We start from the raw sequence: 18,490 nt of genomic DNA, 5'->3' as shown, positions 1-18,490 counted from the left end.
CGCTCGTTAATGATGTGGCGGTCCGCCGATCAGCATCTGATAGAACCAGACCGCGAATCCGTAAGTGGCGATGATCATGACCGTGAGCACGGGAACCATGACGACGGTCAGAAACAGAAAGCTGCGCAACTCTTCGGATTTGCGTATTTCGTCTTTCTCATCCATGGGGCGCGTCAGATCTCGGTTGGCGAAGTGGGGTGGCCAGCGCGAAAGATGGATCCATTGTTGGTTTAAGAAATGCATCTTTTCAAGTTGAAAATCGCACGGCGTCGAGGGCGGGTTTTGCAACTGTCGATAAATTTCCATCGCGCCAAATGTGGCGCAATTCGAATTAATCGCCGTGCATCGTTTCACGCGCTCGAACGAATCGCAATGACGTTAATGCTCCTTTTCACGCGCGCGATATGGCTTTCATCTTGTTCTGAATGTCGCTTCATGCGCGGCTTTCTAGAATCCGGTCACTTCTTCGATTACGGACATCCACGCATCATGCCGATCAAGCTCGAATTCGCCACGCCCGAAGGCCGCATCTCGCTTTCAATCGACGATGCCCAGTTCATGGCTTACGACGCCGGTGAACTCGCAATGCATTCGACGCGCGATTTCGTCGAACGCATGGAATCGATGGGGCTCGGCGAACTCGCGCAAACCTATGCGCGTCTTCAGGCACAGACCGAAGTCTCGGTGATGGAACTGCGCGAAGCGCGCGAAGACGCCGAAGCGTGGCTCGGCAAGAAGGAAGAAAGCAGCGTGATCGCGGAACAGATCATGCCGCGGGTCGAAGCGCTGCGTGAAACGATTGCGCGCACGCAGGCCGACTTGCGCGAGAACATCGAGCGGCTGGCGGCGCTCTCCGCGGCGTGCGATTGCGCGCTGCATCAGGTTCCGGGCTATCAGCCGCCCGCGCGCAGTCAGAGATGATCCGCTAAAGATTCGGATCGCGAATCGAATACGCGTTGCGCGCTGGAAGTCTCGCCCCGATACGCCTTCATGCCGAAGCGCTGCAGGATAAAGCTCTCGACGACGAGACGCATATCCGCTTCCAGCGGCCGCGTGCCCCAGCGGCTGTTTCCCGCCACCGACGCCACCGTGAACCACGATTGCGGCGGAAACAATTCGACGCGCAGCATGCCGCGCTCGAAGATCCTGAGCCGCCCCGTATCGATATGAAACTCGGCGCTGACCGCGCCGCCCGGCATGCCGATGCTGGCCGTAATGGCTTTCGCTTTCATCGTTCTGGTCTCTCGAAATGCTTCCGCCGCGAGGTCGATCCTCACGGCGCCGATTGTCAAATTCTCCGGCGACGCGCCTGGCGCGCGGTCGTTTCGGCAGATAATCCCCGATAGGCATACAGTACTGACGTTGCGCGTCTCCGCCTAACTACCGGCGCGATCGGCAAGTCGCTCGCAACGCGTGGCGGAGCATGATGGCGAACGTTCGCTGCCGCACACAAAGACCATCCAGCACGTCTGATTCAATAGCCGCGCTTCTCCGGCAGGAGCAAGCGCCGGTCCTGTTCACAGATGCAAATCAAAGAGGGAAGCAAACCATGCTGAAAGCGTATTCCTATGCAGCATCCGCAGCCGACAAGCCGCTCGGTCCGCTCGAAATTCAACGCCGCGATGTCGGTCCGAACGATGTCCGCATCGACATTCTGTTCTGCGGCGTCTGTCATTCCGACCTGCATATGGCGCGCAACGAATGGGGCGGCACGAACTATCCGGTCGTGCCGGGCCATGAGATCGTCGGTCGCGTCGCGGCAGTCGGTTCCGACGTGTCGAAGTTCAAGGTCGGGCAACTGGCGGGCGTCGGCTGCATGGTCGATTCATGCCGCGTCTGCAATGCGTGCAAGGAAGGACTCGAACAATATTGCGAGAGCCCGGAAAGCTTTACGCAAACCTACAACTCGCCGGATAAGAAGTCGGGCGGCGTGACCTTCGGCGGCTATTCGACGAACATCGTCGTCGACGAGGCGTTCGTGCTGAGCATCCCCGAGAACCTCGAACTCGCGGCCGTTGCACCGTTGCTGTGCGCGGGCATCACCACGTACTCGCCGCTGCGCCACTGGAACGTGCAGAAGGGGCACAAGGTGGGCATCGTCGGTCTCGGCGGTCTCGGTCACATGGGCGTGAAGATCGCCGCCGCAATGGGCGCGCATGTCGTGCTCTTCACCACGTCGCCGGGCAAGATCGAGGATGCGAAGCGTCTGGGCGCGCATGAAGTCGTCGTGTCGAAAGATCCGGATCAGATGGCCGCGCACGCGAACAGCTTCGATTTCATCTTGAACACGGTCGCCGCGTCGCACGATCTCGATCAGTTCATGTCGCTGCTCAAGCGTGACGGCACGATGACGCTCGTCGGCGCGCCGGAGCATCCGCATCCGTCGCCTTCGGTGATGAACATGATCTTCAAGCGCCGCTCGCTCGCGGGCTCGCTGATCGGCGGCATCGCGGAAACGCAGGAAATGCTCGATTTCTGCGGCAAGCACGGCATCACGTCCGACATCGAGATGATTCGCATGGACGAAGTCAACAAGGCTTACGAACGCATGTTGAAGAGCGACGTGAAGTATCGCTTCGTGATCGACATGGCGACGATGGAAAAGTAAGCCTGTGTATCAGCGGGGCGATGTCATCGCCTCGCGCATGCTTTCGACGAAGCGTTCCGTCACTGCCGGCAGCGTCCTGCCGCGCTTCTTCACGATGGCGATCGGCCGCACGAACGCCGGATGGTCGATCGGTTTCGCGACGAGCCCCGGTTCCGCGCGCACCTCGCGCGCGGTTTCCGGCAGGATCGTCACGCCGAGGCCGCCGCGCACCATCGCGACGGCGGTCATCATGTAAGTCGGCTCGCACGCTATCTCGAGCGTTTCGCGCGTCTCGCTGAGCGCGGCGTCGACGACCGCGCGCACGCTCGTGCCTGGCGCGGTGAGCACGAGCGGCGAACGCGCGAGATCGTCGACCGAGATGCGGCGTTTCTTCGCGAGCGCATGCGCCTTCGGACACACCGCGACGAGCCGGTCCACGCCCGCATGCAGCACTTCAAGCAACGGATCGGCCACATCGCCGCCGGTCAGCCCGATATCGGCTTCCTCGCTGCGCACGAGCGCATTCACGGTGCTCGCCACGACGTCGCGAATCTGAAATGCGACGCGCGGCACCTCGCGCTTCATGCCGATGATCAACTCAGGCAACACGCTCGCCGCGAACGTCGGCAGGCACGCGATGCGGATCGTGCCGCTTTCGCCGATGCCCATCGCGCGGGCATCGCGCAGCACGTTCTCCATGTCGCGCAACGACTTGCGCAGGAGCGGCAGCAGTTCGCGTCCGGTCGGCGTCAGCGCGACGTTGCGGCTGTTGCGGTCGAAAAGCCGCGCGCCGACGGCTTCCTCCAGGCGGCGTATCTGCACGGTCAGCGCGGGTTGCGACAAATGCAGGCGTTCGGCGGCGCGCGTGAAACTGCCCGCCTCGGCCACGGCGACGAGCGCGCGTATATCGCGAAGATTCAGATCCATTATGGTCCGTGATAGCTGCGATCAAATCATTTCAATTGTGTAATCGCCGCTCCGAACTTACTCTGGACCGCACCAAAAGACAATATTCGGAGACACGTTCATGCTGCCGATGCTCGGCCTCGCCACCATCGTCGTCCTGCTCGGGGCGATCCTTTCCAAACGGATGTCGCCGCTCGTCGCGCTCATCATCGTGCCGATCGTGGCGTCGCTGATCGGCGGCTTCGGGCTTTCGACGAGCAGGTTCGTCATCGACGGATTGAAGAGCCTCGCGCCGGTCGTCGGTATGTTCGTGTTCGCGATCCTTTACTTCGGCACGATCACGGACGCGGGCACGCTCGATCCGATCATCGATCGCATCCTGCGCGCGGTCGGCACGAAACCGACGCGCATCGTGATGGGCACGACGCTGCTCGCGCTGCTGATTCATCTGGACGGCTCGGGCGCCGTCTGCTTTCTCGTCACGATTCCCGCGATGCTGCCGCTCTACGATCGCCTGAACATGGACAAGCGCGTGCTCGCCGCGGCCGTTTCGATGGCGGCGGGCATCAACTTTCTGCCGTGGACCGGGCCGATGATCCGCGCATCGGCTTCGCTGCATCTGCCGATTTCATCGCTGTTCAATCCGCTGATTCCGGTGCAGGCCGTCGGGCTCGTGTTCGTGTTCGGCATGGCGTGGTGGCTCGGCCGCCGCGAGGAAAAGCGTCTCGGCTATTCGAGCGCGAACGGCGCGATTCCGCTTCCGAAGCGCGAACTGACGCCCGAAGAACAGTCGCTGCGCCGCCCGAAGAATTTCTGGTTCAACATCGTGCTGACGGTCGTCGTGCTCGGCACGATGGTCGCGATGGGCGAAAAGATTCCGCCCGCCATCATGTTCATGGTCGGGCTGTGCATTGCGCTGATGGTGAATTACCCGAACGTCGACATGCAGCGAAAGCGCATCGACGCGCACGCTCGCGCCGCGTTGATGATGGCCGGCATTCTGCTCGCGGCGGGCGTGTTCACCGGCATCATGCAGGGCAGCGGCATGTTGAAGGCGATGGCGCAGGCGGCGGTCGGTTTCGTGCCGCCCGCTTTTGCCGGCCACATTCCGGTCGTGCTCGGCCTGCTGTCCATGCCGCTCTCGATGCTTTTCGATCCCGATTCGTTCTATTTCGGCGTGTTGCCGGTGATCGCCGAAGTGGCGTCGCAACTCGGCGTGCCGGCGGTGCATGTCGGCCAGGCGGCGCTCCTCGGTCAGATGACGACCGGCTTTCCCGTGAGCCCGCTCACGCCCGCGACGTTTCTCGTCGTCGGCTTGTGCGGCATCGATCTCGCGGATCATCAGAAGTTCACGTTCCCGCTGCTGTTCGGCGCGTCGGTCGTCATGACGATCGCGTGCGTCGTGCTGGGCGTGTTGCCGCTGTAAAGGAAAAGCGCCATGAAAGACATCATCAGAATCGGCGCGGGCGCGGGTTATTCGGGCGATCGCATCGAGCCTGCCGTCGAACTCGCGGAGCACGGCGCGCTCGACTATCTCGTGTTCGAATGCCTTGCCGAACGCACGATCGCGATCGCGCAGCAGTCGCGCCGCAACGATCCCGAACTCGGTTACGACCCGTTGCTCGAAACGCGCATGCGCGCCGTGCTGCCCGTCGCGGCGAAAAATGGCGTGCGGATCATCTCGAACATGGGCGCGGCGAATCCGCGTGCGGCGGCGAAGAAGACCGCGAGGATCGCGCGCGAGCTCGGCCTTGACGGATTGAAAATCGCAGCCGTCACCGGCGACGACGTGCTCGATGTCGTTTTGCGTTCGCGTCTGCGCTTCGAGGAATCCGGCGACGATGTGAGCGCGTACGCGGACCGCATCGTGTCGGCGAATGCGTATCTCGGCGCGGCGCCGATCGTCGCTGCGCTCGCGGCGGGCGCGGACATCGTGCTGACCGGCCGCGTGGCGGATCCGTCGCTATTCACCGCGCCGCTCATCCACGAATTCGGCTGGAAGATGGACGACTGGACGACGCTCGGACAGGCGACCGTCGTCGGCCATTTGCTCGAATGCGCGGGTCAGGTGACGGGCGGTTATTTCGCCGACCCCGGTTACAAGGACGTGAACGATCTCGCGCGTCTCGGCTTCCCGATCGGCGAAGTGAGCGCGGATGGTTCTGTCATCGTGACGAAGGTGCCGCACGCAGGCGGCTGCGTGACCGAAGCGACGTGCAAGGAACAACTGCTCTATGAGATTCACGATCCGGCGCGTTATTTTCAGCCGGACGTCGTCGCGGATTTCACGCAAGTTCGCGTCGCGCAGGAAGCGCGCGACCGCGTGCGCGTGACCGGCGGACGCGGCCACGCGCGCACGGATACGCTGAAGACATCGGTCGCTTATGTCGATGGCTATATCGGCGAAGGTCAGATTTCCTACGGCGGTCCGGGCGCGGTCGCACGCGCGCGGCTCGCGCTCGATATCGCGCGCGAACGGCTGTCGATCATGTGCATCGATACGAGCGAACTGCGCTTCGACCTCATCGGCGTCAATTCGCTTTACGGCGACGCGCTCGCATCGAACGCCGAAGAGCCGTATGAAGTGCGCGTGCGCGTCGCGGGACGCACGTCGAGCGCGAAGGAGGCGGCGCGCATCGGCAACGAGATCGAAACGCTCTATACCAACGGCCCGGCGGGCGGCGGCGGCGTGACGAAGGCGACGCGGGAAGTCATCGCGGTGCAGTCCGTGCTGCTCGCGCGCGAACACGTGAAGCCCGTTTTCGAATTCGTGGAGGCAAGCGATGAAACTGCGTGAACTCGCGCATGGCCGCACCGGCGACAAAGGCAACACGTTGAACGTGTCGGTGATCTGCTTCGACGCGAAGCACTACGCGCATCTGCGCGCGCAACTGACGCCCGAGCGCGTGAAAGCGCATCTCGCCGATGTCGTGAAGGGCGATGTCGTGCGTTACGAACTGCCGCTCTTGCACGCGTTCAATTTCGTTTTGCGCGATGCGCTCGGCGGCGGCGTCACGCGTTCGCTCGCGCTCGACGCGCACGGCAAGTCGATGAGCTCGGCTTTGCTCGATATCGAAATCGATGCGGTTTCCAGCCCAACGCCTATCTGACCGATACCGTGTCGATCTTGCGCGCGGAATCCGCGGGCAACACCGACGTCAACACGTTCGCCGGCACATGCTGCGCCTCTTCCTGCGAGACCGCGCCGACGAACTTCCAGCCCGACGGCATTTTCACGAACGTGAAGCCGGTGGGTTGATCGACGAACACCGAATACGGCGCAGGCGATGCAGCCGTTTCCGTGGCTTGCGCAAACGACACCAGCGGGCTTGCCAGCAGCAAAGCGGCTGCGAGCGCGGACAAAGTCGATTTCATGGCGACACTCCTGAGATGGTTCCGATGTTTATGTGACGATCGATACAGATATTTAAGCATCGGCGCGCGACAGCGTCCAGTTATTTTGTTACGATCGACACATAATTCAGAATTTCGATGGACGCACTAATCGCCGGCATCGAAAAGGAGTGAGACATGTCGTCGGAAATGCACGAGACGCAGCACAGGGCGCGCGGCCGGCCGCGCGCATTCGACCGCGAAGCGGCGTTGCGAAACGCGATGGAAGTGTTCTGGGCGAAAGGCTACGACACCTGTTCGATGGCCGATCTCGTTGAAGCCATGGGCATCAATTCGCCGAGCCTCTATGCCGCGTTCGGCAGCAAGGAGGATCTGTATCGGGAGGCGGTCGAGTTGTACACGGAAGCCGAAGGCGGCGCGGCGCTCAGGCAGTTGCAGGCGCACGAATCCGTGCGCGACGGCCTGCGCGCGATGTTCCGCGCGAGCGTCGAATTGTTCACCGGCAGGAAGACTCCGCGTGGCTGCATGATCTTTCTGGGCGCGATGTCCGTCGGCGGCGAGCACGCGCAATTGCGCGCCGAGATGCAGAAGCGCCGGCGCAAGGTCGCGTCGATCGTCGCGGCGCGGCTCGCGCAGGGCGTCGAAAATGGCGAGCTCGACGCTCGCACCGATGTTCAGGCGCTCGCCGCGCTGTGCATGACATTGTTCGCGGGTCTGTCGATTCAGGCGCAGGACGGCGTGCGGCGTGCGGCGCTTTTCGCGGCGGTCGATCAGTTCATCGCGACGCTGCCGCTGCGCGCGAAGCGCTGAGCGAAACGTTCGCAGCCGTCACAATCGACGACGAAACAAAGTGTCCTTGCGCTTGCCCGCGCGCCGATGACGGGACCAAAATCCCCGACACCCGGCATTTTGGAGCATCGCCATGACGACTCACGTCATCAGTTTTTTTGCCGACGACACCGCGCGCGCGTCGTTCGAAAATCATCGCCGCTATTGCGCGCGTCTTGCTTATCCGCACGAGTATGTCGATACGGCCGCGATCGGCTGGGCACATCTGCGAATGCTGTTGAAGTATCAGGTGTTGTTGCGCAAGCTGCGCGCGTGTGCCGAGGGCGATCTCGTGTTGCTGATCACGCAGGATTGCCTGCTGTTACGCGACATTCCGTGCGAGACGCTCATGCGCGGGGAAAACCGCGATTGGATCGTCTCGTATCGTGACGACGACCCCGGCGACGTCATGGCGGCGTTTCAGCTTTGGCGCAACACGGCGGCCGCGCGCGAGCAGGTTCAACGCATCTGCGAGGGCGCCAGGTTCGGCAGGGCGCTCGCGAGCGAAGCGCAGTTGCTGAGTGCGCTAGGACCTCGGCCGTTCACTGAGGCGATCGAAGGCCATCATCCCGTTGTGCTCGCGGCGCTGAACGTGTCGCCGATATGGGCGGAATGGCCCGCGTTCTCTCTTGCGCTCGCCGATATGCCCGATGCGCCGAAGAATCAGCCGGTCTTCGCCGACTTGCGCGATCTGTTCGCGGAGCACATCAACGAGTGTCAGGCGCGCGGCCTGCCGTATCTCGCCTTGCCGCAGCCGGAAGCCGATGAAACACGCTACGAAGCGTCGAACCGAAGCGCGTCCATCGCGCTCGCGATGCTTCATACGCCGAATATCCGCGAATACGGCGCGATCGCCGAGCGCAACGTGCGCCGCTATTGCGAGCGTCACGGCTACGCGCTGCATCTCTATCGCGACGTGCCGGCCGAAGCGGGCGCGGGCGCGAGCGGCAACTGGATCAAGCCCTGGGTGTTGCTGCGCCATTTGCCGGAACACGAATGGGTCTTCTGGATCGATGCCGACGTGCTCGTCGCCGATCAGAGCCGGCGGCTCGAACCGCTATGCGAGAAGCGGGATCGCGTGCTCGCGACGGACGTAAGCTGGCAGTTCAACTCGGGCATCATGGGTTTTCGCAACACGCCGCAAAATCTCGACGTGCTGACGGAAATCGAGCAGTGCATCGGCGCGATCGCGGATAAATCGTCGACCTATGCAAGCGGCGGCGACCAGGACGTGTTCATCAAGGTGCTCGCACGGCATGGCCTTGCCGACTCGCGCCATCTGCTCGATTGCGCGACCATCAACACGCCGTATCAGCTTCAGTCGCGCGACAGCTTCATGGTGCATTACATGCATATGTGGCCGTCGCTGCGCGCGCTCATCATGCATCACGGCGACCTGACGAGCCAGATGCGCGGCGCGCGCCGTCCCTGACTGTCTATTCCTTGACTTTCCAAAGCTTTACGCGCAAGCATGAGCGATCGCGCGAGCCGCCGCGCGTGCATCGATTTTTTAGGTAGTCCCTACTTACACATCGTTCCGATGATGCCGCGCCCGTCCACGCCTCGGCAGCATATCCGCCTTTGCACGGCGAGCGACGGCGTGCGCATCGCGTACGCGACGTGCGGCTCTGGCCCGCCGCTCATCAAGGCGGCGAACTGGCTCAGTCATCTGGAGCTCGATTTCACGAGCCCGGTCTGGAACCATCTGATGCTCGAACTGTGCGGCCGTCACACGCTGATTCGCTACGATCAGCGCGGCTGCGGTCTCTCCGATCGCGACGTCGGCGAAATTTCCTTCGACGCCTGGCTGCGCGATCTCGAAACCGTCGCCGATGCGAGCGGCCTCGAACGCTTTCCGCTGCTGGGAATTTCGCAGGGCGCGTCGATTGCCATCGCGTATGCGGTCGCGCATCCGGAGCGGGTCACGCATCTCGTGCTGCATGGCGGCTACGCGCGCGGCCGTTTGAAACGCTCGTGCGATCCGGCGTTGCACGAGGAAGCCGAAATGCTCGTGAAGCTCGCCGAACTCGGTTGGGGCAAGCAGAATCCGGCGTTTCGCCAGTTCTTCACGACGCAGTTCATTCCCGGCGGCACGCCGGAGCAGCATCACTGGTTCAACGAACTCGAACGTCTGACGACCACGCCGCGCAACGCCGCGCGCATCATGCGCGTGTTCAACGAGATCGACGTGGTGGCGCTGCTGCCGCGCGTGCAATGTCCGACGCTCGTGCTGCACGCGAGCGGCGATGCGCGCGTGCCGTTCGACGAAAGCCGCCTGCTCGCCGGGCAAATTGCCGGCGCGCGATTCGTGCCGCTCGATAGCGAAAATCACATCACGCTCGAATCCGAGCCTGCGTGGCAACGCTGGCGCGAGGAAGTGCGGGGGTTTCTGCCGTCATCGAACGTGAGCGATCCGGCGTTCTCCGCGCTGACGCCGCGTGAGCGCGATATCGTCGAATTGCTCGCGGGCGGGCGCGACAACGCGCAGATCGCCGCGCGACTCGCGTTGAGCGAGAAGACCGTGCGCAATCACATCACCAGCATTTTCGCGAAGCTCGAAGTCGAAAACCGCGCGCAGGCCATCGTGCTCGCGCGCCGCGCGGGCTTCGACGCGCCCGCCGCCTGAGCGCTTCGGGACCTGCGTCCCCCTTCATTGCCGCCAAATGCCGTGTCCCGGTGCGCAGCCGGGACATGCGCCTCATGTGCGAGAGCGGGCCGTTGCAGAGAATGATTCGCAGAACGGTGACGCGGCGCACGACCCTACGCAGACCTGTTCGACGCAGCGCGCGGATTGCAGGGCGCGCATTCATCAGAGTCATCGACGCAGAGTCGTTCCGGAGTTCGCACATGGAAGCCGTTCAGCACGAGTCTCAATCCAGGAAAATCACCCCGCAGCAACGTTATGCGAAGTGCATCGAAGTGTCCCGCCGCATCCGCTGGGATATCGATCGCGACGTATTGCGCGGCCGTCATTTCGATCCCGCGCACAAGTTCATGCCCGACGGACTATCCGAAGTGCATCGTCTGCCGTTCCTCGACGCGCGCGAACGCCGTCTGATGTCTCAGGTTCAGGGCCGCACGTACGCCAACATGTTCGGCATGATCGAGCGTTTCGTCGGCGCGAAGATGCTGGAGGTCGGCCGCGATCATGCGCTCGGCGATCAGACCGCGCTCGAAGCGATCGTGCGGTTCACCGACGAAGAGCTGAAGCATCAGGAATTGTTTCGCCGCGTGGAAGCGCTCGCCGCGCAAACGCTGCCGCCGGGCTATCGCTTCATCGCGCAGGCCGACGAGGTTGCCGCGTTCGTGCTCGGCAAATCGACGTGGTCGATTCTCGCACTGACGTGTTGCGTCGAAATCGTCACGCAGGTGCATTACCGGCAGAGCATGGAAAGCGACGCGAGCTTGTCGCCGCTATTCAAGGACATCTTCCTGTTCCACTGGAAGGAGGAGTCGCAGCACGCGATCATCGACGAACTCGAGTGGATGCGCGAAGACGCGCGGCTCGAGGACGACGCGCGCGATGCCGCGATCGGCGATCTGATCGAGCTAGTCGCGGCCATCGACGGGATGATGCAGGCGCAAGCCGCCGCCGACGCGCATTACTTCGTATCGCAACTCGACCGCGCGCTTTCCGCCGACGAAGAGGCGCGCGTGCATGCGGGACTGGTCGATGCGTATCGGTGGCAGTACATCATCTCGGGCGTGGACGAACCGCGCTTCGGCGAAATCCTGATGAGCCTCATCAGCGAGGCGCAGGGCGAACGCATGGGCGCTGCGCTCGCGCCGATCCGACGCCGCGCGCTCGCAAGCGAACTCGATACGCTCGCGTGACGCGTGACGCGTGTCGCATGAAGCGCGAGAAGGCCGGGTGTTCGCGCCCGGCCTTCTCATTTTTAGAAAGTTATCCGTAAGACAAATGGTTTGCTGCTCTGCAAAACGCTGAATTGCCGTGAAAATCTAGTCGTTACCGATGTACTGAAGCCGTTTTTTTCGGGCAACATAAGGCAAAGCAGGTAGTCGTCGCTCGCTGTCCCAAACTGATAACTAGATTGGACCATCATGCTCGCCGAACCGTTGCCGCAAACGACAGACATCGAAAAATTCGCGGAAGATCATGAGCGCTTCGCGCGACACACGCCATCCGAAATATCGATCGTTCTGCGAACGCTCGTGCAGCGGGGCGACATGCTCACCGTGACGAGCGGGCGCGGACAGATCGTTACGCAACTGCTGAAAACCGACGCGCGCGAAGCGTGCATCGTGTTCGACTGGGGCGGCGTCGAGGCGGACAATCGTGTGCTGCTCGAAGCGCGGCAGTTGTATTTCAAGGGTGCGCCGGACGGCGTGCGCGTCGAATTCACGACGCTCGCCGCGCGCGCCGTGACCTACGAAGGACGTCAGGCGTTCGAAGTGCCGTTCCCCGAGAAGCTCTATCAGTTCCAGCGTCGCGAATACTTCCGCGTGCCGACGCCGGTTCTCGAACCCTTCTACGCGAAAGGCGCATTCGCCGACGGCGAAGCGTTCCGCCACGAAGTGCACGACCTGTCGCTCGGTGGCATCGCGCTGCGCATGGACACGCCGCGTCTCGCGGAAACGGAGCGCGGCACCTTGTTCCGCGATGTCGTGCTTCATCTCGGTCCGGGCGCGGCCTTGCCCGTCGATCTCGAACTCGTGTCGCCGCGCTCCGTGACGACGCCGCGCGGCGATGTGCGTTACGTCGTCGGCTTTCGCTTCGTGCGGCTTTCGGCCGCCGCGGAGAACGTGCTGCAGCGGCTCATCACGCGCATGGAAGCGAAACGCCGCAGCCTGTCGGCCTGAAGGCGCGGAAAGGGCGCGCAACGCGTGGAGTAAAATGCGTGCCTCTTTCCACTCACGACGACGCATGTTGCGCAAGGCCTGGCGCGGAGAAGAACGCTTCTGGAAAGTCTGGTGGCTGTTGGGCGTGCCGATCCACCTCGCGTGGTGGTTCGTCTATCTCGACCTCTGGACGAGCGGCGTCACTCCCGAAACATTTCTGCTGATCACCGTCTGGTTCTGGCCCGGCATGCTCGGCGTATTCGCCGTGTGCTCGGCGCTGTATCTGCTGTGGTGCACGCTCGCGTGGCGCTGCGCGGGCAATGTCGATCGGCGCGTATGGACGATCGTCGCGCGCGTGCTGATCGGCGTCGGGATCGGCTCGTTTCTCACCGAATGCACGCTGATTCTCACCGCACCGTTCGTCTGATCGGACCGTCATTGCGCGCACGCGCGCCGGCTTAGCGTGCACAATGTCCGGGCTTGCAGCACGCCAACGAACGACGGACAACGACGCGCATGCTCAACGAATTCGCCAAGACGGTCCTTGTGATCGTCGCCGGATTGTTCCCGATCATCAATCCTCCCGCGACGGCGCTCGTCGTGCTGAGCATGCTGCCGCATATCGGCGACGCCGATCGCGCCGAGCTCGCGCGGCGCATCTGCATCAACAGTTTCGTGATCTTGCTCGCGTCGCTTTTGATCGGCGCTTATGTGCTGACGTTTTTCGGGATCTCGATTCCGGTGTTGCGCGTGGCGGGCGGTTTCGTCGTCGCGATGGCGGGCTGGAGCCTGCTTCAGACGCCCGATGACGACGACGGCGCCGAACCCGCGCCCACGCCGCGCGGCGGCGCGTCGCTGCGTGCGAAGGCGTTCTATCCGCTGACGCTGCCGATCACCGTCGGGCCGGGTGCGATCGCGGTCGCCATCGCGCTCGGCACGGGCTCGCCGCGTCATGGGCTGCAGCCGGTGCATCTCGCCGGCGTGGGCGTCGGGCTTGTCGTTCTGTGCGCGAGCATCTATGTGTGCGTGCGATTCGCGGGGCATTTGGAGCGCCTGCTTGGCGCCGTCGGAACGCAGATTGCCATGCGCCTTTTCGCGTTCATCATCTTTTGTATCGGCGTGCAAATTCTCTGGCTCGGTTTGTCGGAACTGATCGCATCGGTTCAGCTCAACGTCAAGTAGAGCGGGAGACGGGGTTTTGATGGCGGATCGCAGGAACTTCGCAGGCACCGTTGGTATGGGCTTTTTGCTGATGATGGTTTTTATGGTTCTTCGCCGGATCCCGTGTTGGTGTCGGTCTATTGGCGTTGCCCCTGTCCTAATGCACCGACACGAAAACGCGATCCGGCGAAAAAAAAGGCCGACACGATCACGGGACCTATCGCAAAAAACATCAAAAAGGCAAGAGATTCCACTTAACAATAGCGCGGACGTCGCGCTCAAACCCGAGCACACTCATCGCGGCGGTATCCATCGCGAGATGCGCCCCAAGAGCCGGCGATCCCGTCGCCCACTGCGCCCCGAACACGCGCGAAAAATGCGCGTGCGAAAAAAGTGCGATGTTCATCGCATTCGTCGCGAGCAGCTTGTCGATGAGCGCCTGCGCGCGCCTGCCGACATCCGCGAGATTTTCGCCCTCCGGAATCGGCGATGACCACACCGACCAGTCCGGCGCCTCTTCACGGATTTCCGGCGTGGTGCGGCCTTCGTAGATGCCGTAATTCCACTCGTGAAGCTCGGACTCCACCGTCGCGCGATCGCCCAGACCCGCGAGCCGGCAGGTTTCGATCGCGCGGCCCATCGGGCTCGTCAAAACTAAGTCGAAAGACTGCGACGCGAGCACCGGCGCGAGCGCCCGCGCCTGTCTGCGTCCTTCGTCGGTGAGCGGAATGTCGGTCGTGCCGGTGTGCTGGCCCGACTTGCTCCACTCGGTCTCACCATGCCGGATCAGCCAGATATGCATGCCGCCTTTCATGTTCATGTCGTTCACCCGATGTCTGATGAATGCTCTCGCCGCGCCCCGCGCAACACAGGTTCGGATTCTGCACCGATCGCCGAAGCCGCGCCGCGAAGCTGCCCACTCAGTCCACCTCGCGCGTCGCGAACGCCTTCAGCAGATGATGCGCGATCGCGAAGGGCTTCGGCGCGGAAAGTCCCTGTTCGTGCGTGCCGTCGAGCATCGCGCGGATCTCCTCGCGCGTGAACCAGCGCGCATCTTCGAGCTCGTTCCTGTCGATGGTGATATCGGTCGTGACGGCGCGCGCGAAGCATCCGATCATCAACGATGAAGGAAACGGCCACGGCTGCGACGCGAAATAGCGCACGTCCGTGCAGCGGATGCCCGCTTCCTCCACCACTTCGCGATACACCGCGTGCTCGAAAGTCTCGCCCGGCTCGACGAAGCCCGCAAGCGACGAATACATCCCCGGCAGAAATTGCGGCTGACGGCCGAGCAGGCAGCGTTCGCCATCCGTGACGAGCATGATGACCACAGGGTCGACACGCGGAAAATGCTGCGCCTTGCAGTTCGGACAGATGCGCCGCCAGCCCGCGCCCGCCGAATCGGTCGGATGGCCGCAGTTCGCGCAGAAGCGATGCCGGCGATGCCAGTCGAGCATCGATCGCGCTTCGCCGAGCGCGCTGACGAGCGGCGGCGACACGAGACCCTGCATCGCGATGGGGCGCAGTTCGACCGCTTCGACATCGGCGAGGCTCGGCGTTTCTGCATCGAAGGAATGGGCGAACAGCGCGCGGCGGTCGGCGTCGCGGCCGAGAAGAACCGTCTGCGCGGGCGCGCCGAGCGTCGCGATTTCCTGCGCGACGAAAAGGGGATCGTGACCGTCCGCGCGCTTGAACAGCGGCACGTTGTTCACGAACAGCAGAAAGCGCGTGGCGGGATCGTCGCGCAGGCCGGCGACGAAGGTTTCATCGTCGCGCTTCTCCGATACGCGATCGAGCGGATCGAGTGTAAAACCGATGGCATGAGGCGGCGTGGGCATAGTATTTTTCGTGTGTGGCGGCGCGCGGAAGCGGCGCGACGCGTGACGGGAAGATGCAAGGCCAACCGGGAATCGTAACGAACTTGGCGCGTCCTTGCTGGAGGACGCACGGAGACGTCGATGATCACGCTCTATTCGTATCCTCAGTTGTTCGGCCTCGAAGACAACAATCCGTTCGGACTGAAGGTGTTCGCGTTCCTGAAGCTCGCGGCCCTGCCATTCGAGCATCGTCACGTGCTGGACACGAGCGCCGCGCCGCGCGGGCAGTTGCCGTATCTCGTCGACGGCGATGAAACCGTCGGCGACAGCGATGCGATCATCGCGCATCTGAAGAGCAAGCACGCAATCGAACTGGACGACGCGCTGGGCGCCGCGCAGCGCGATCTCGATCTGCTGGTCCGCCGCACGCTCGACGATCTTTACTGGGTGATGTCGTACTCGCGCTGGCGCGACGACCGCTACTGGCCGCAGTTTCGCGATGCGCTCTTGACGCAGCATCCGGACATCGGCGCCGACGCGCTCGAAGGCGCGCGCAAATACAACTTCGAGCGCTATCGATATCAGGGCATCGGCAGATACGAGCCGGACGCCGTGTATGCGCGCGGCATCGCGAGTCTCCAGGCAATAGCGAATCTGCTCGGCGACGGTCCGTTCATGTTCGGCGACGCGCCCGCGAGCATCGATGCCGCGCTGTACGGGTTCGTCGCGAACATCTGGTTCTACGACATCGATACGCCGCTCAAACGATTCGTCGCCACGCGCGGCAAGCTCGTCGAACATTGCGGCGCGGTGCGCGAACGCATGGGCCAGGGAGCGGTGGCGTGACATTTTCGAAGCGGATCGTCGACAAGGAGACGTCATGGACTGCGCTGAGATCTACACCGACGCCGACGGGCACTCGGCATTCAGGACCATTCGCGTGTTCGAAACCGTCGCCGTGCCGTTCAACGGCATTTCGGTGACGCTATCGCCGCCGCAGCCGTGCGAGAGCGTGCTGGTGCATGAGTTCGACGAAGGCTATTTTCTCGATCGTCATAATCCGCCGTCGCGGCAGTATGTCGTCGTCCTCGAAGGCGAGCTTGAAATCGCGGTGCAGGACGGGGACATCGCACGGCGCTTCGCGGAAGGCTCGGTGTTCGTCGCAGGCGATCTGAAAGGCTCGGGGCATTCGACGCGCGCGCTTCGCTCGGGTCGCGCCCTCGTCATCAACCTGCAAGGATGAAACGATGCTGCTCGATAAAAAACTGGCGGTCGTGACCGGCGCAAGCTCGGGCATCGGATTCGCCACCGCGCAACGGTTCGTGTCGGAGGGCGCCCGCGTCGTGATCAGCGGACGCAACCAAGAGAAGCTGCGTCAGGCCGCGCAAACGCTCGGCGAGAATGCGCTGTGCGTCGTGGCCGACGCCGCCAGTCCGGCCGACATGCAGCGTCTCTATAAAGCCGCAGTCGAGCATTTTCAGCGCGAGATCGACGTTCTGGTCGCCAACGCCGGCATTTCCCGGCAGACGCCCGTGCGCGAAACCTCGCTGGAACAATTCACCGATGTCTTGAACATCAACGTCGGCGGCGTGTATGCGACGGTGCGCGAAGCGCTGCCTTCGCTCGCGCGGCCGGCATCGATCGTTCTCGTGGCATCGCTCGCGGCCAATCAGGGCACGAAAAATTTCTCGGCATATTGCGCGTCGAAGGCGGCTGTCGTTTCTCTGGCCAAAAGCTTCGCCGCCGAATTCGTCGAGCTCGGCATACGCGTCAACAGCATTTCGCCGGGCGTCGCGAACACGCCGATCTTCGACAGCTTGGGCATGTCGGAGACGCAATTGCTGGAGTGGGCGAAAGTCATCCCGATGAAGCGCCCGGCCGACCCCGCCGAGATCGCATCGGCGGTCCTTTTCCTTGCGACGGATGCATCGCAATACATGACCGGCGCCGATCTAGCCGTCGATGGCGGCATGTCGGGGATCAGTCCGTTTTGATCGCCGCCGACGCCAACGGCTCGCTCGGCGGCTCGATGCGCCGCACGCTGACGCTGACGTCCATCCCGGCGAAGTCCTCCGCGGCGCCGAACCACGATCCGGACACCGGCGCCGCCTGTTCGGGCTTGCGCGTGTACGCGACGCGGATCAGATCGGTGCCGCCGACGAGCGAGTTCGTCGGATCGTAGGGCACCCAGCCCGCGCCCGGCAAAAAGACGTGCAGCCATGCGTGCGTCGCGCCCGCGCCGACGACGAGCGGCTCGTCGCGGCTCTCGATCTGTCGCGCGCCCTGCTGCAGCCCCGTGTTGCGGACGGCCGGCGCAGCGGGCGTGTCGAGCGCCTGATCGTACAAATACCCGGACACGAAGCGCGCGGCCAGTCCGAGTCCGCGCACGACTTCCATCATCAGCAGCGCGAAATCGCGACAGGTGCCGCTGCGCCGATTCAGTGTCTCCGACGGACGCTGCGTGCCCATCGCGTCGCGCGACTGATACTGAAAGTCGCTGCGAATGGCGGCGTTGATGTTCCCCAGAATGTCGCGCGTGTGCGTGACGCCGCGCCGGGGCAGAAACTGCGCGACCCAGTCGCGCAGCATCGGCTGATCGTCGGGATACTGCGGCGGCAGGAAAGACGCCAGATCGAGCCGGTCCTCATCGGCGTACTGAAACGGATAATTCTCGGCTTCGGGCGCGACCGGCAACTCCAGATTCCTGATGCCGAAATGCTCGATGACGAAACGCGCGCGCAGTTCGAGCGTGTCGGCGGGCACGCGCGGCTCGACGACCGCGACCGAATTGGAAAACACGTCGTGCATCCAGTACTGCGTGCTGTGCGGAGCGGCCGCGAGCGTCGCCGACAGCACGCGGATATCGTGCGCGGCGCGCGGCCGGAACATCACGCGATGCGGCGAGAATTCCACCGGCGTGTTGTAGCGATAGGTCGTGACGTGCTCGACTTCGAGAAAGACGGACATGTGCCACCTCCGGGCCAGCGCTGCACGATCGGGTCGACCCGACAATCATGCCACTGGCGCGCCGCCTTGA

Annotated in this window: 22 protein-coding genes; 15 read left to right on the top strand and 7 right to left on the bottom strand. The window is 63.2% G+C overall.

Annotated features, from left to right (window positions below; all coding sequences use genetic code 11):
• Positions 1-6: 6 nt before the first annotated feature.
• Positions 7-165 carry a periplasmic nitrate reductase, NapE protein gene (gene napE, locus LDZ23_RS23645; RefSeq protein WP_008349047.1) on the bottom strand — a complete coding sequence of 53 codons (159 nt, stop codon included), beginning with the start codon at positions 163-165 and terminating at the stop codon, positions 7-9.
• A 270-nt stretch (positions 166-435) separates the two neighbouring features.
• On the opposite strand from napE, the gene LDZ23_RS23640 reads away from it, so the two are divergent.
• Positions 436-921 (top strand): hypothetical protein, encoded by a 486-nt coding sequence (locus tag LDZ23_RS23640; protein WP_235366259.1) that lies wholly within the window; start codon positions 436-438, stop codon positions 919-921.
• Here the strand turns inward: LDZ23_RS23640 and LDZ23_RS23635 are convergent.
• Entirely contained in the window at positions 912-1,232 is a 321-nt protein-coding gene (locus LDZ23_RS23635) for a hypothetical protein (RefSeq protein WP_008349044.1), read from the bottom strand. The genes LDZ23_RS23640 and LDZ23_RS23635 overlap by 10 nt on opposite strands.
• A 317-nt stretch (positions 1,233-1,549) precedes the next feature.
• On the opposite strand from LDZ23_RS23635, the gene LDZ23_RS23630 reads away from it, so the two are divergent.
• A complete protein-coding gene (locus tag LDZ23_RS23630) occupies positions 1,550-2,608 on the top strand; it encodes an NAD(P)-dependent alcohol dehydrogenase (RefSeq protein ID WP_008349042.1) in 1,059 nt (352 codons plus the stop codon).
• A gap of 9 nt (positions 2,609-2,617) precedes the next feature.
• Here the strand turns inward: LDZ23_RS23630 and LDZ23_RS23625 are convergent, their stop codons facing one another.
• Positions 2,618-3,514 carry a LysR family transcriptional regulator gene (locus LDZ23_RS23625; RefSeq protein ID WP_008349040.1) on the bottom strand — a complete coding sequence of 299 codons (897 nt, stop codon included), beginning with the start codon at positions 3,512-3,514 and terminating at the stop codon, positions 2,618-2,620.
• A gap of 100 nt (positions 3,515-3,614) precedes the next feature.
• Between LDZ23_RS23625 and LDZ23_RS23620 the strand changes: the two genes are divergently transcribed.
• From LDZ23_RS23620 to LDZ23_RS23610, 3 genes are read left to right on the top strand one after another with little or no spacing between them, the layout of a single operon-like run.
• Positions 3,615-4,919, top strand: a complete 1,305-nt coding sequence (locus LDZ23_RS23620; RefSeq protein ID WP_008349037.1) for a CitMHS family transporter — start codon at positions 3,615-3,617, stop codon at positions 4,917-4,919.
• Positions 4,920-4,931: 12 nt separating this feature from the next.
• Complete coding sequence (locus LDZ23_RS23615) at positions 4,932-6,290, top strand: acyclic terpene utilization AtuA family protein (RefSeq protein ID WP_008349035.1); 1,359 nt, start codon at positions 4,932-4,934, stop codon at positions 6,288-6,290.
• Positions 6,277-6,603 carry an AtuA-related protein gene (locus LDZ23_RS23610; protein ID WP_008349032.1) on the top strand — a complete coding sequence of 109 codons (327 nt, stop codon included), beginning with the start codon at positions 6,277-6,279 and terminating at the stop codon, positions 6,601-6,603. The genes LDZ23_RS23615 and LDZ23_RS23610 overlap by 14 nt, the downstream gene beginning before the upstream one ends.
• Here the strand turns inward: LDZ23_RS23610 and LDZ23_RS23605 are convergent.
• A complete protein-coding gene (locus tag LDZ23_RS23605) occupies positions 6,596-6,868 on the bottom strand; it encodes a hypothetical protein (RefSeq protein ID WP_008349031.1) in 273 nt (90 codons plus the stop codon). The two genes, LDZ23_RS23610 and LDZ23_RS23605, sit on opposite strands and share 8 nt — an antisense overlap.
• A gap of 156 nt (positions 6,869-7,024) precedes the next feature.
• On the opposite strand from LDZ23_RS23605, the gene LDZ23_RS23600 reads away from it, so the two are divergent.
• The 7 genes from LDZ23_RS23600 to LDZ23_RS23570 all read left to right on the top strand — a co-directional run bounded on the left by LDZ23_RS23600 (position 7,025) and on the right by LDZ23_RS23570 (position 13,657).
• Positions 7,025-7,657 carry a TetR/AcrR family transcriptional regulator gene (locus LDZ23_RS23600; protein ID WP_008349029.1) on the top strand — a complete coding sequence of 211 codons (633 nt, stop codon included), beginning with the start codon at positions 7,025-7,027 and terminating at the stop codon, positions 7,655-7,657.
• A gap of 112 nt (positions 7,658-7,769) precedes the next feature.
• Complete coding sequence (locus tag LDZ23_RS23595) at positions 7,770-9,107, top strand: glycosyltransferase family protein (protein WP_008349027.1); 1,338 nt, start codon at positions 7,770-7,772, stop codon at positions 9,105-9,107.
• 108 nt (positions 9,108-9,215) lie between these two features.
• Positions 9,216-10,301, top strand: a complete 1,086-nt coding sequence (locus LDZ23_RS23590; protein WP_033536494.1) for an alpha/beta fold hydrolase — start codon at positions 9,216-9,218, stop codon at positions 10,299-10,301.
• Between the two features lie 221 nt (positions 10,302-10,522).
• Complete coding sequence (locus tag LDZ23_RS23585; RefSeq protein WP_008349024.1) at positions 10,523-11,509, top strand: hypothetical protein; 987 nt, start codon at positions 10,523-10,525, stop codon at positions 11,507-11,509.
• A gap of 228 nt (positions 11,510-11,737) precedes the next feature.
• The gene (locus LDZ23_RS23580) at positions 11,738-12,496 is read left to right on the top strand and encodes a flagellar brake protein (RefSeq protein ID WP_008349023.1); all 759 of its coding nucleotides are present in this window, start codon (positions 11,738-11,740) and stop codon (positions 12,494-12,496) included.
• Positions 12,497-12,560: 64 nt separating this feature from the next.
• Entirely contained in the window at positions 12,561-12,902 is a 342-nt protein-coding gene (locus LDZ23_RS23575; protein ID WP_008349022.1) for a hypothetical protein, read from the top strand.
• 89 nt (positions 12,903-12,991) lie between these two features.
• Positions 12,992-13,657, top strand: coding sequence for a MarC family protein (locus tag LDZ23_RS23570; protein WP_008349021.1), 666 nt, complete (start codon positions 12,992-12,994; stop codon positions 13,655-13,657).
• Positions 13,658-13,868: 211 nt separating this feature from the next.
• Here the strand turns inward: LDZ23_RS23570 and LDZ23_RS23565 are convergent, their stop codons facing one another.
• Positions 13,869-14,456: a histidine phosphatase family protein gene (locus LDZ23_RS23565; protein WP_033536518.1), complete on the bottom strand. Its 588-nt coding sequence runs from the start codon at positions 14,454-14,456 to the stop codon at positions 13,869-13,871.
• A gap of 100 nt (positions 14,457-14,556) precedes the next feature.
• Positions 14,557-15,474 (bottom strand): NAD(+) diphosphatase, encoded by a 918-nt coding sequence (gene nudC, locus LDZ23_RS23560; protein WP_008349019.1) that lies wholly within the window; start codon positions 15,472-15,474, stop codon positions 14,557-14,559.
• Between the two features lie 120 nt (positions 15,475-15,594).
• Between nudC and LDZ23_RS23555 the strand changes: the two genes are divergently transcribed.
• Genes LDZ23_RS23555 through LDZ23_RS23545 form a run of 3 tightly spaced genes read left to right on the top strand, consistent with a single transcriptional unit; the run spans position 15,595 to position 17,447 of the window.
• Positions 15,595-16,299: a glutathione S-transferase family protein gene (locus LDZ23_RS23555; protein ID WP_008349018.1), complete on the top strand. Its 705-nt coding sequence runs from the start codon at positions 15,595-15,597 to the stop codon at positions 16,297-16,299.
• A gap of 34 nt (positions 16,300-16,333) precedes the next feature.
• Positions 16,334-16,696 (top strand): cupin domain-containing protein, encoded by a 363-nt coding sequence (locus LDZ23_RS23550; protein ID WP_008349017.1) that lies wholly within the window; start codon positions 16,334-16,336, stop codon positions 16,694-16,696.
• 4 nt (positions 16,697-16,700) lie between these two features.
• Complete coding sequence (locus LDZ23_RS23545) at positions 16,701-17,447, top strand: SDR family NAD(P)-dependent oxidoreductase (protein WP_008349016.1); 747 nt, start codon at positions 16,701-16,703, stop codon at positions 17,445-17,447.
• On the opposite strand, the gene LDZ23_RS23540 is transcribed toward LDZ23_RS23545, so the two are convergent.
• A complete protein-coding gene (locus tag LDZ23_RS23540; protein WP_008349015.1) occupies positions 17,434-18,420 on the bottom strand; it encodes a transglutaminase family protein in 987 nt (328 codons plus the stop codon). The two genes, LDZ23_RS23545 and LDZ23_RS23540, sit on opposite strands and share 14 nt — an antisense overlap.
• Positions 18,421-18,490 lie beyond the last annotated feature (70 nt).

It is taken from the genome of Caballeronia zhejiangensis, assembly GCF_022879815.1.
GTDB lineage: Bacteria > Pseudomonadota > Gammaproteobacteria > Burkholderiales > Burkholderiaceae > Caballeronia > Caballeronia zhejiangensis.
Note: the sequence above shows the minus strand (reverse complement) of the source record. Positions and strands in the feature narration are given on the sequence as shown.

Excerpts from the sequence above, each read along its gene's own strand:
- LDZ23_RS23595 (WP_008349027.1), top strand. The coding sequence starts at position 7,770 with ATGACGACTCACGTCATCAGTTTTTTTGCCGACGACACCGCGCGCGCG.
- LDZ23_RS23575 (WP_008349022.1), top strand. The coding sequence starts at position 12,561 with ATGTTGCGCAAGGCCTGGCGCGGAGAAGAACGCTTCTGGAAAGTCTGG.
- LDZ23_RS23565 (WP_033536518.1), bottom strand. The coding sequence starts at position 14,456 with ATGAACATGAAAGGCGGCATGCATATCTGGCTGATCCGGCATGGTGAG.
- LDZ23_RS23580 (WP_008349023.1), top strand. The coding sequence starts at position 11,738 with ATGCTCGCCGAACCGTTGCCGCAAACGACAGACATCGAAAAATTCGCG.
- LDZ23_RS23620 (WP_008349037.1), top strand. The coding sequence starts at position 3,615 with ATGCTGCCGATGCTCGGCCTCGCCACCATCGTCGTCCTGCTCGGGGCG.
- LDZ23_RS23640 (WP_235366259.1), top strand. The coding sequence starts at position 436 with ATGCGCGGCTTTCTAGAATCCGGTCACTTCTTCGATTACGGACATCCA.
- LDZ23_RS23635 (WP_008349044.1), bottom strand. The coding sequence starts at position 1,232 with ATGAAAGCGAAAGCCATTACGGCCAGCATCGGCATGCCGGGCGGCGCG.
- LDZ23_RS23550 (WP_008349017.1), top strand. The coding sequence starts at position 16,334 with ATGGACTGCGCTGAGATCTACACCGACGCCGACGGGCACTCGGCATTC.
- LDZ23_RS23605 (WP_008349031.1), bottom strand. The coding sequence starts at position 6,868 with ATGAAATCGACTTTGTCCGCGCTCGCAGCCGCTTTGCTGCTGGCAAGC.
- LDZ23_RS23610 (WP_008349032.1), top strand. The coding sequence starts at position 6,277 with ATGAAACTGCGTGAACTCGCGCATGGCCGCACCGGCGACAAAGGCAAC.
- LDZ23_RS23615 (WP_008349035.1), top strand. The coding sequence starts at position 4,932 with ATGAAAGACATCATCAGAATCGGCGCGGGCGCGGGTTATTCGGGCGAT.
- LDZ23_RS23585 (WP_008349024.1), top strand. The coding sequence starts at position 10,523 with ATGGAAGCCGTTCAGCACGAGTCTCAATCCAGGAAAATCACCCCGCAG.
- LDZ23_RS23630 (WP_008349042.1), top strand. The coding sequence starts at position 1,550 with ATGCTGAAAGCGTATTCCTATGCAGCATCCGCAGCCGACAAGCCGCTC.
- LDZ23_RS23540 (WP_008349015.1), bottom strand. The coding sequence starts at position 18,420 with ATGTCCGTCTTTCTCGAAGTCGAGCACGTCACGACCTATCGCTACAAC.
- LDZ23_RS23555 (WP_008349018.1), top strand. The coding sequence starts at position 15,595 with ATGATCACGCTCTATTCGTATCCTCAGTTGTTCGGCCTCGAAGACAAC.
- LDZ23_RS23570 (WP_008349021.1), top strand. The coding sequence starts at position 12,992 with ATGCTCAACGAATTCGCCAAGACGGTCCTTGTGATCGTCGCCGGATTG.
- napE (WP_008349047.1), bottom strand. The coding sequence starts at position 165 with ATGGATGAGAAAGACGAAATACGCAAATCCGAAGAGTTGCGCAGCTTT.
- LDZ23_RS23625 (WP_008349040.1), bottom strand. The coding sequence starts at position 3,514 with ATGGATCTGAATCTTCGCGATATACGCGCGCTCGTCGCCGTGGCCGAG.
- LDZ23_RS23590 (WP_033536494.1), top strand. The coding sequence starts at position 9,216 with ATGATGCCGCGCCCGTCCACGCCTCGGCAGCATATCCGCCTTTGCACG.
- LDZ23_RS23545 (WP_008349016.1), top strand. The coding sequence starts at position 16,701 with ATGCTGCTCGATAAAAAACTGGCGGTCGTGACCGGCGCAAGCTCGGGC.
- nudC (WP_008349019.1), bottom strand. The coding sequence starts at position 15,474 with ATGCCCACGCCGCCTCATGCCATCGGTTTTACACTCGATCCGCTCGAT.
- LDZ23_RS23600 (WP_008349029.1), top strand. The coding sequence starts at position 7,025 with ATGTCGTCGGAAATGCACGAGACGCAGCACAGGGCGCGCGGCCGGCCG.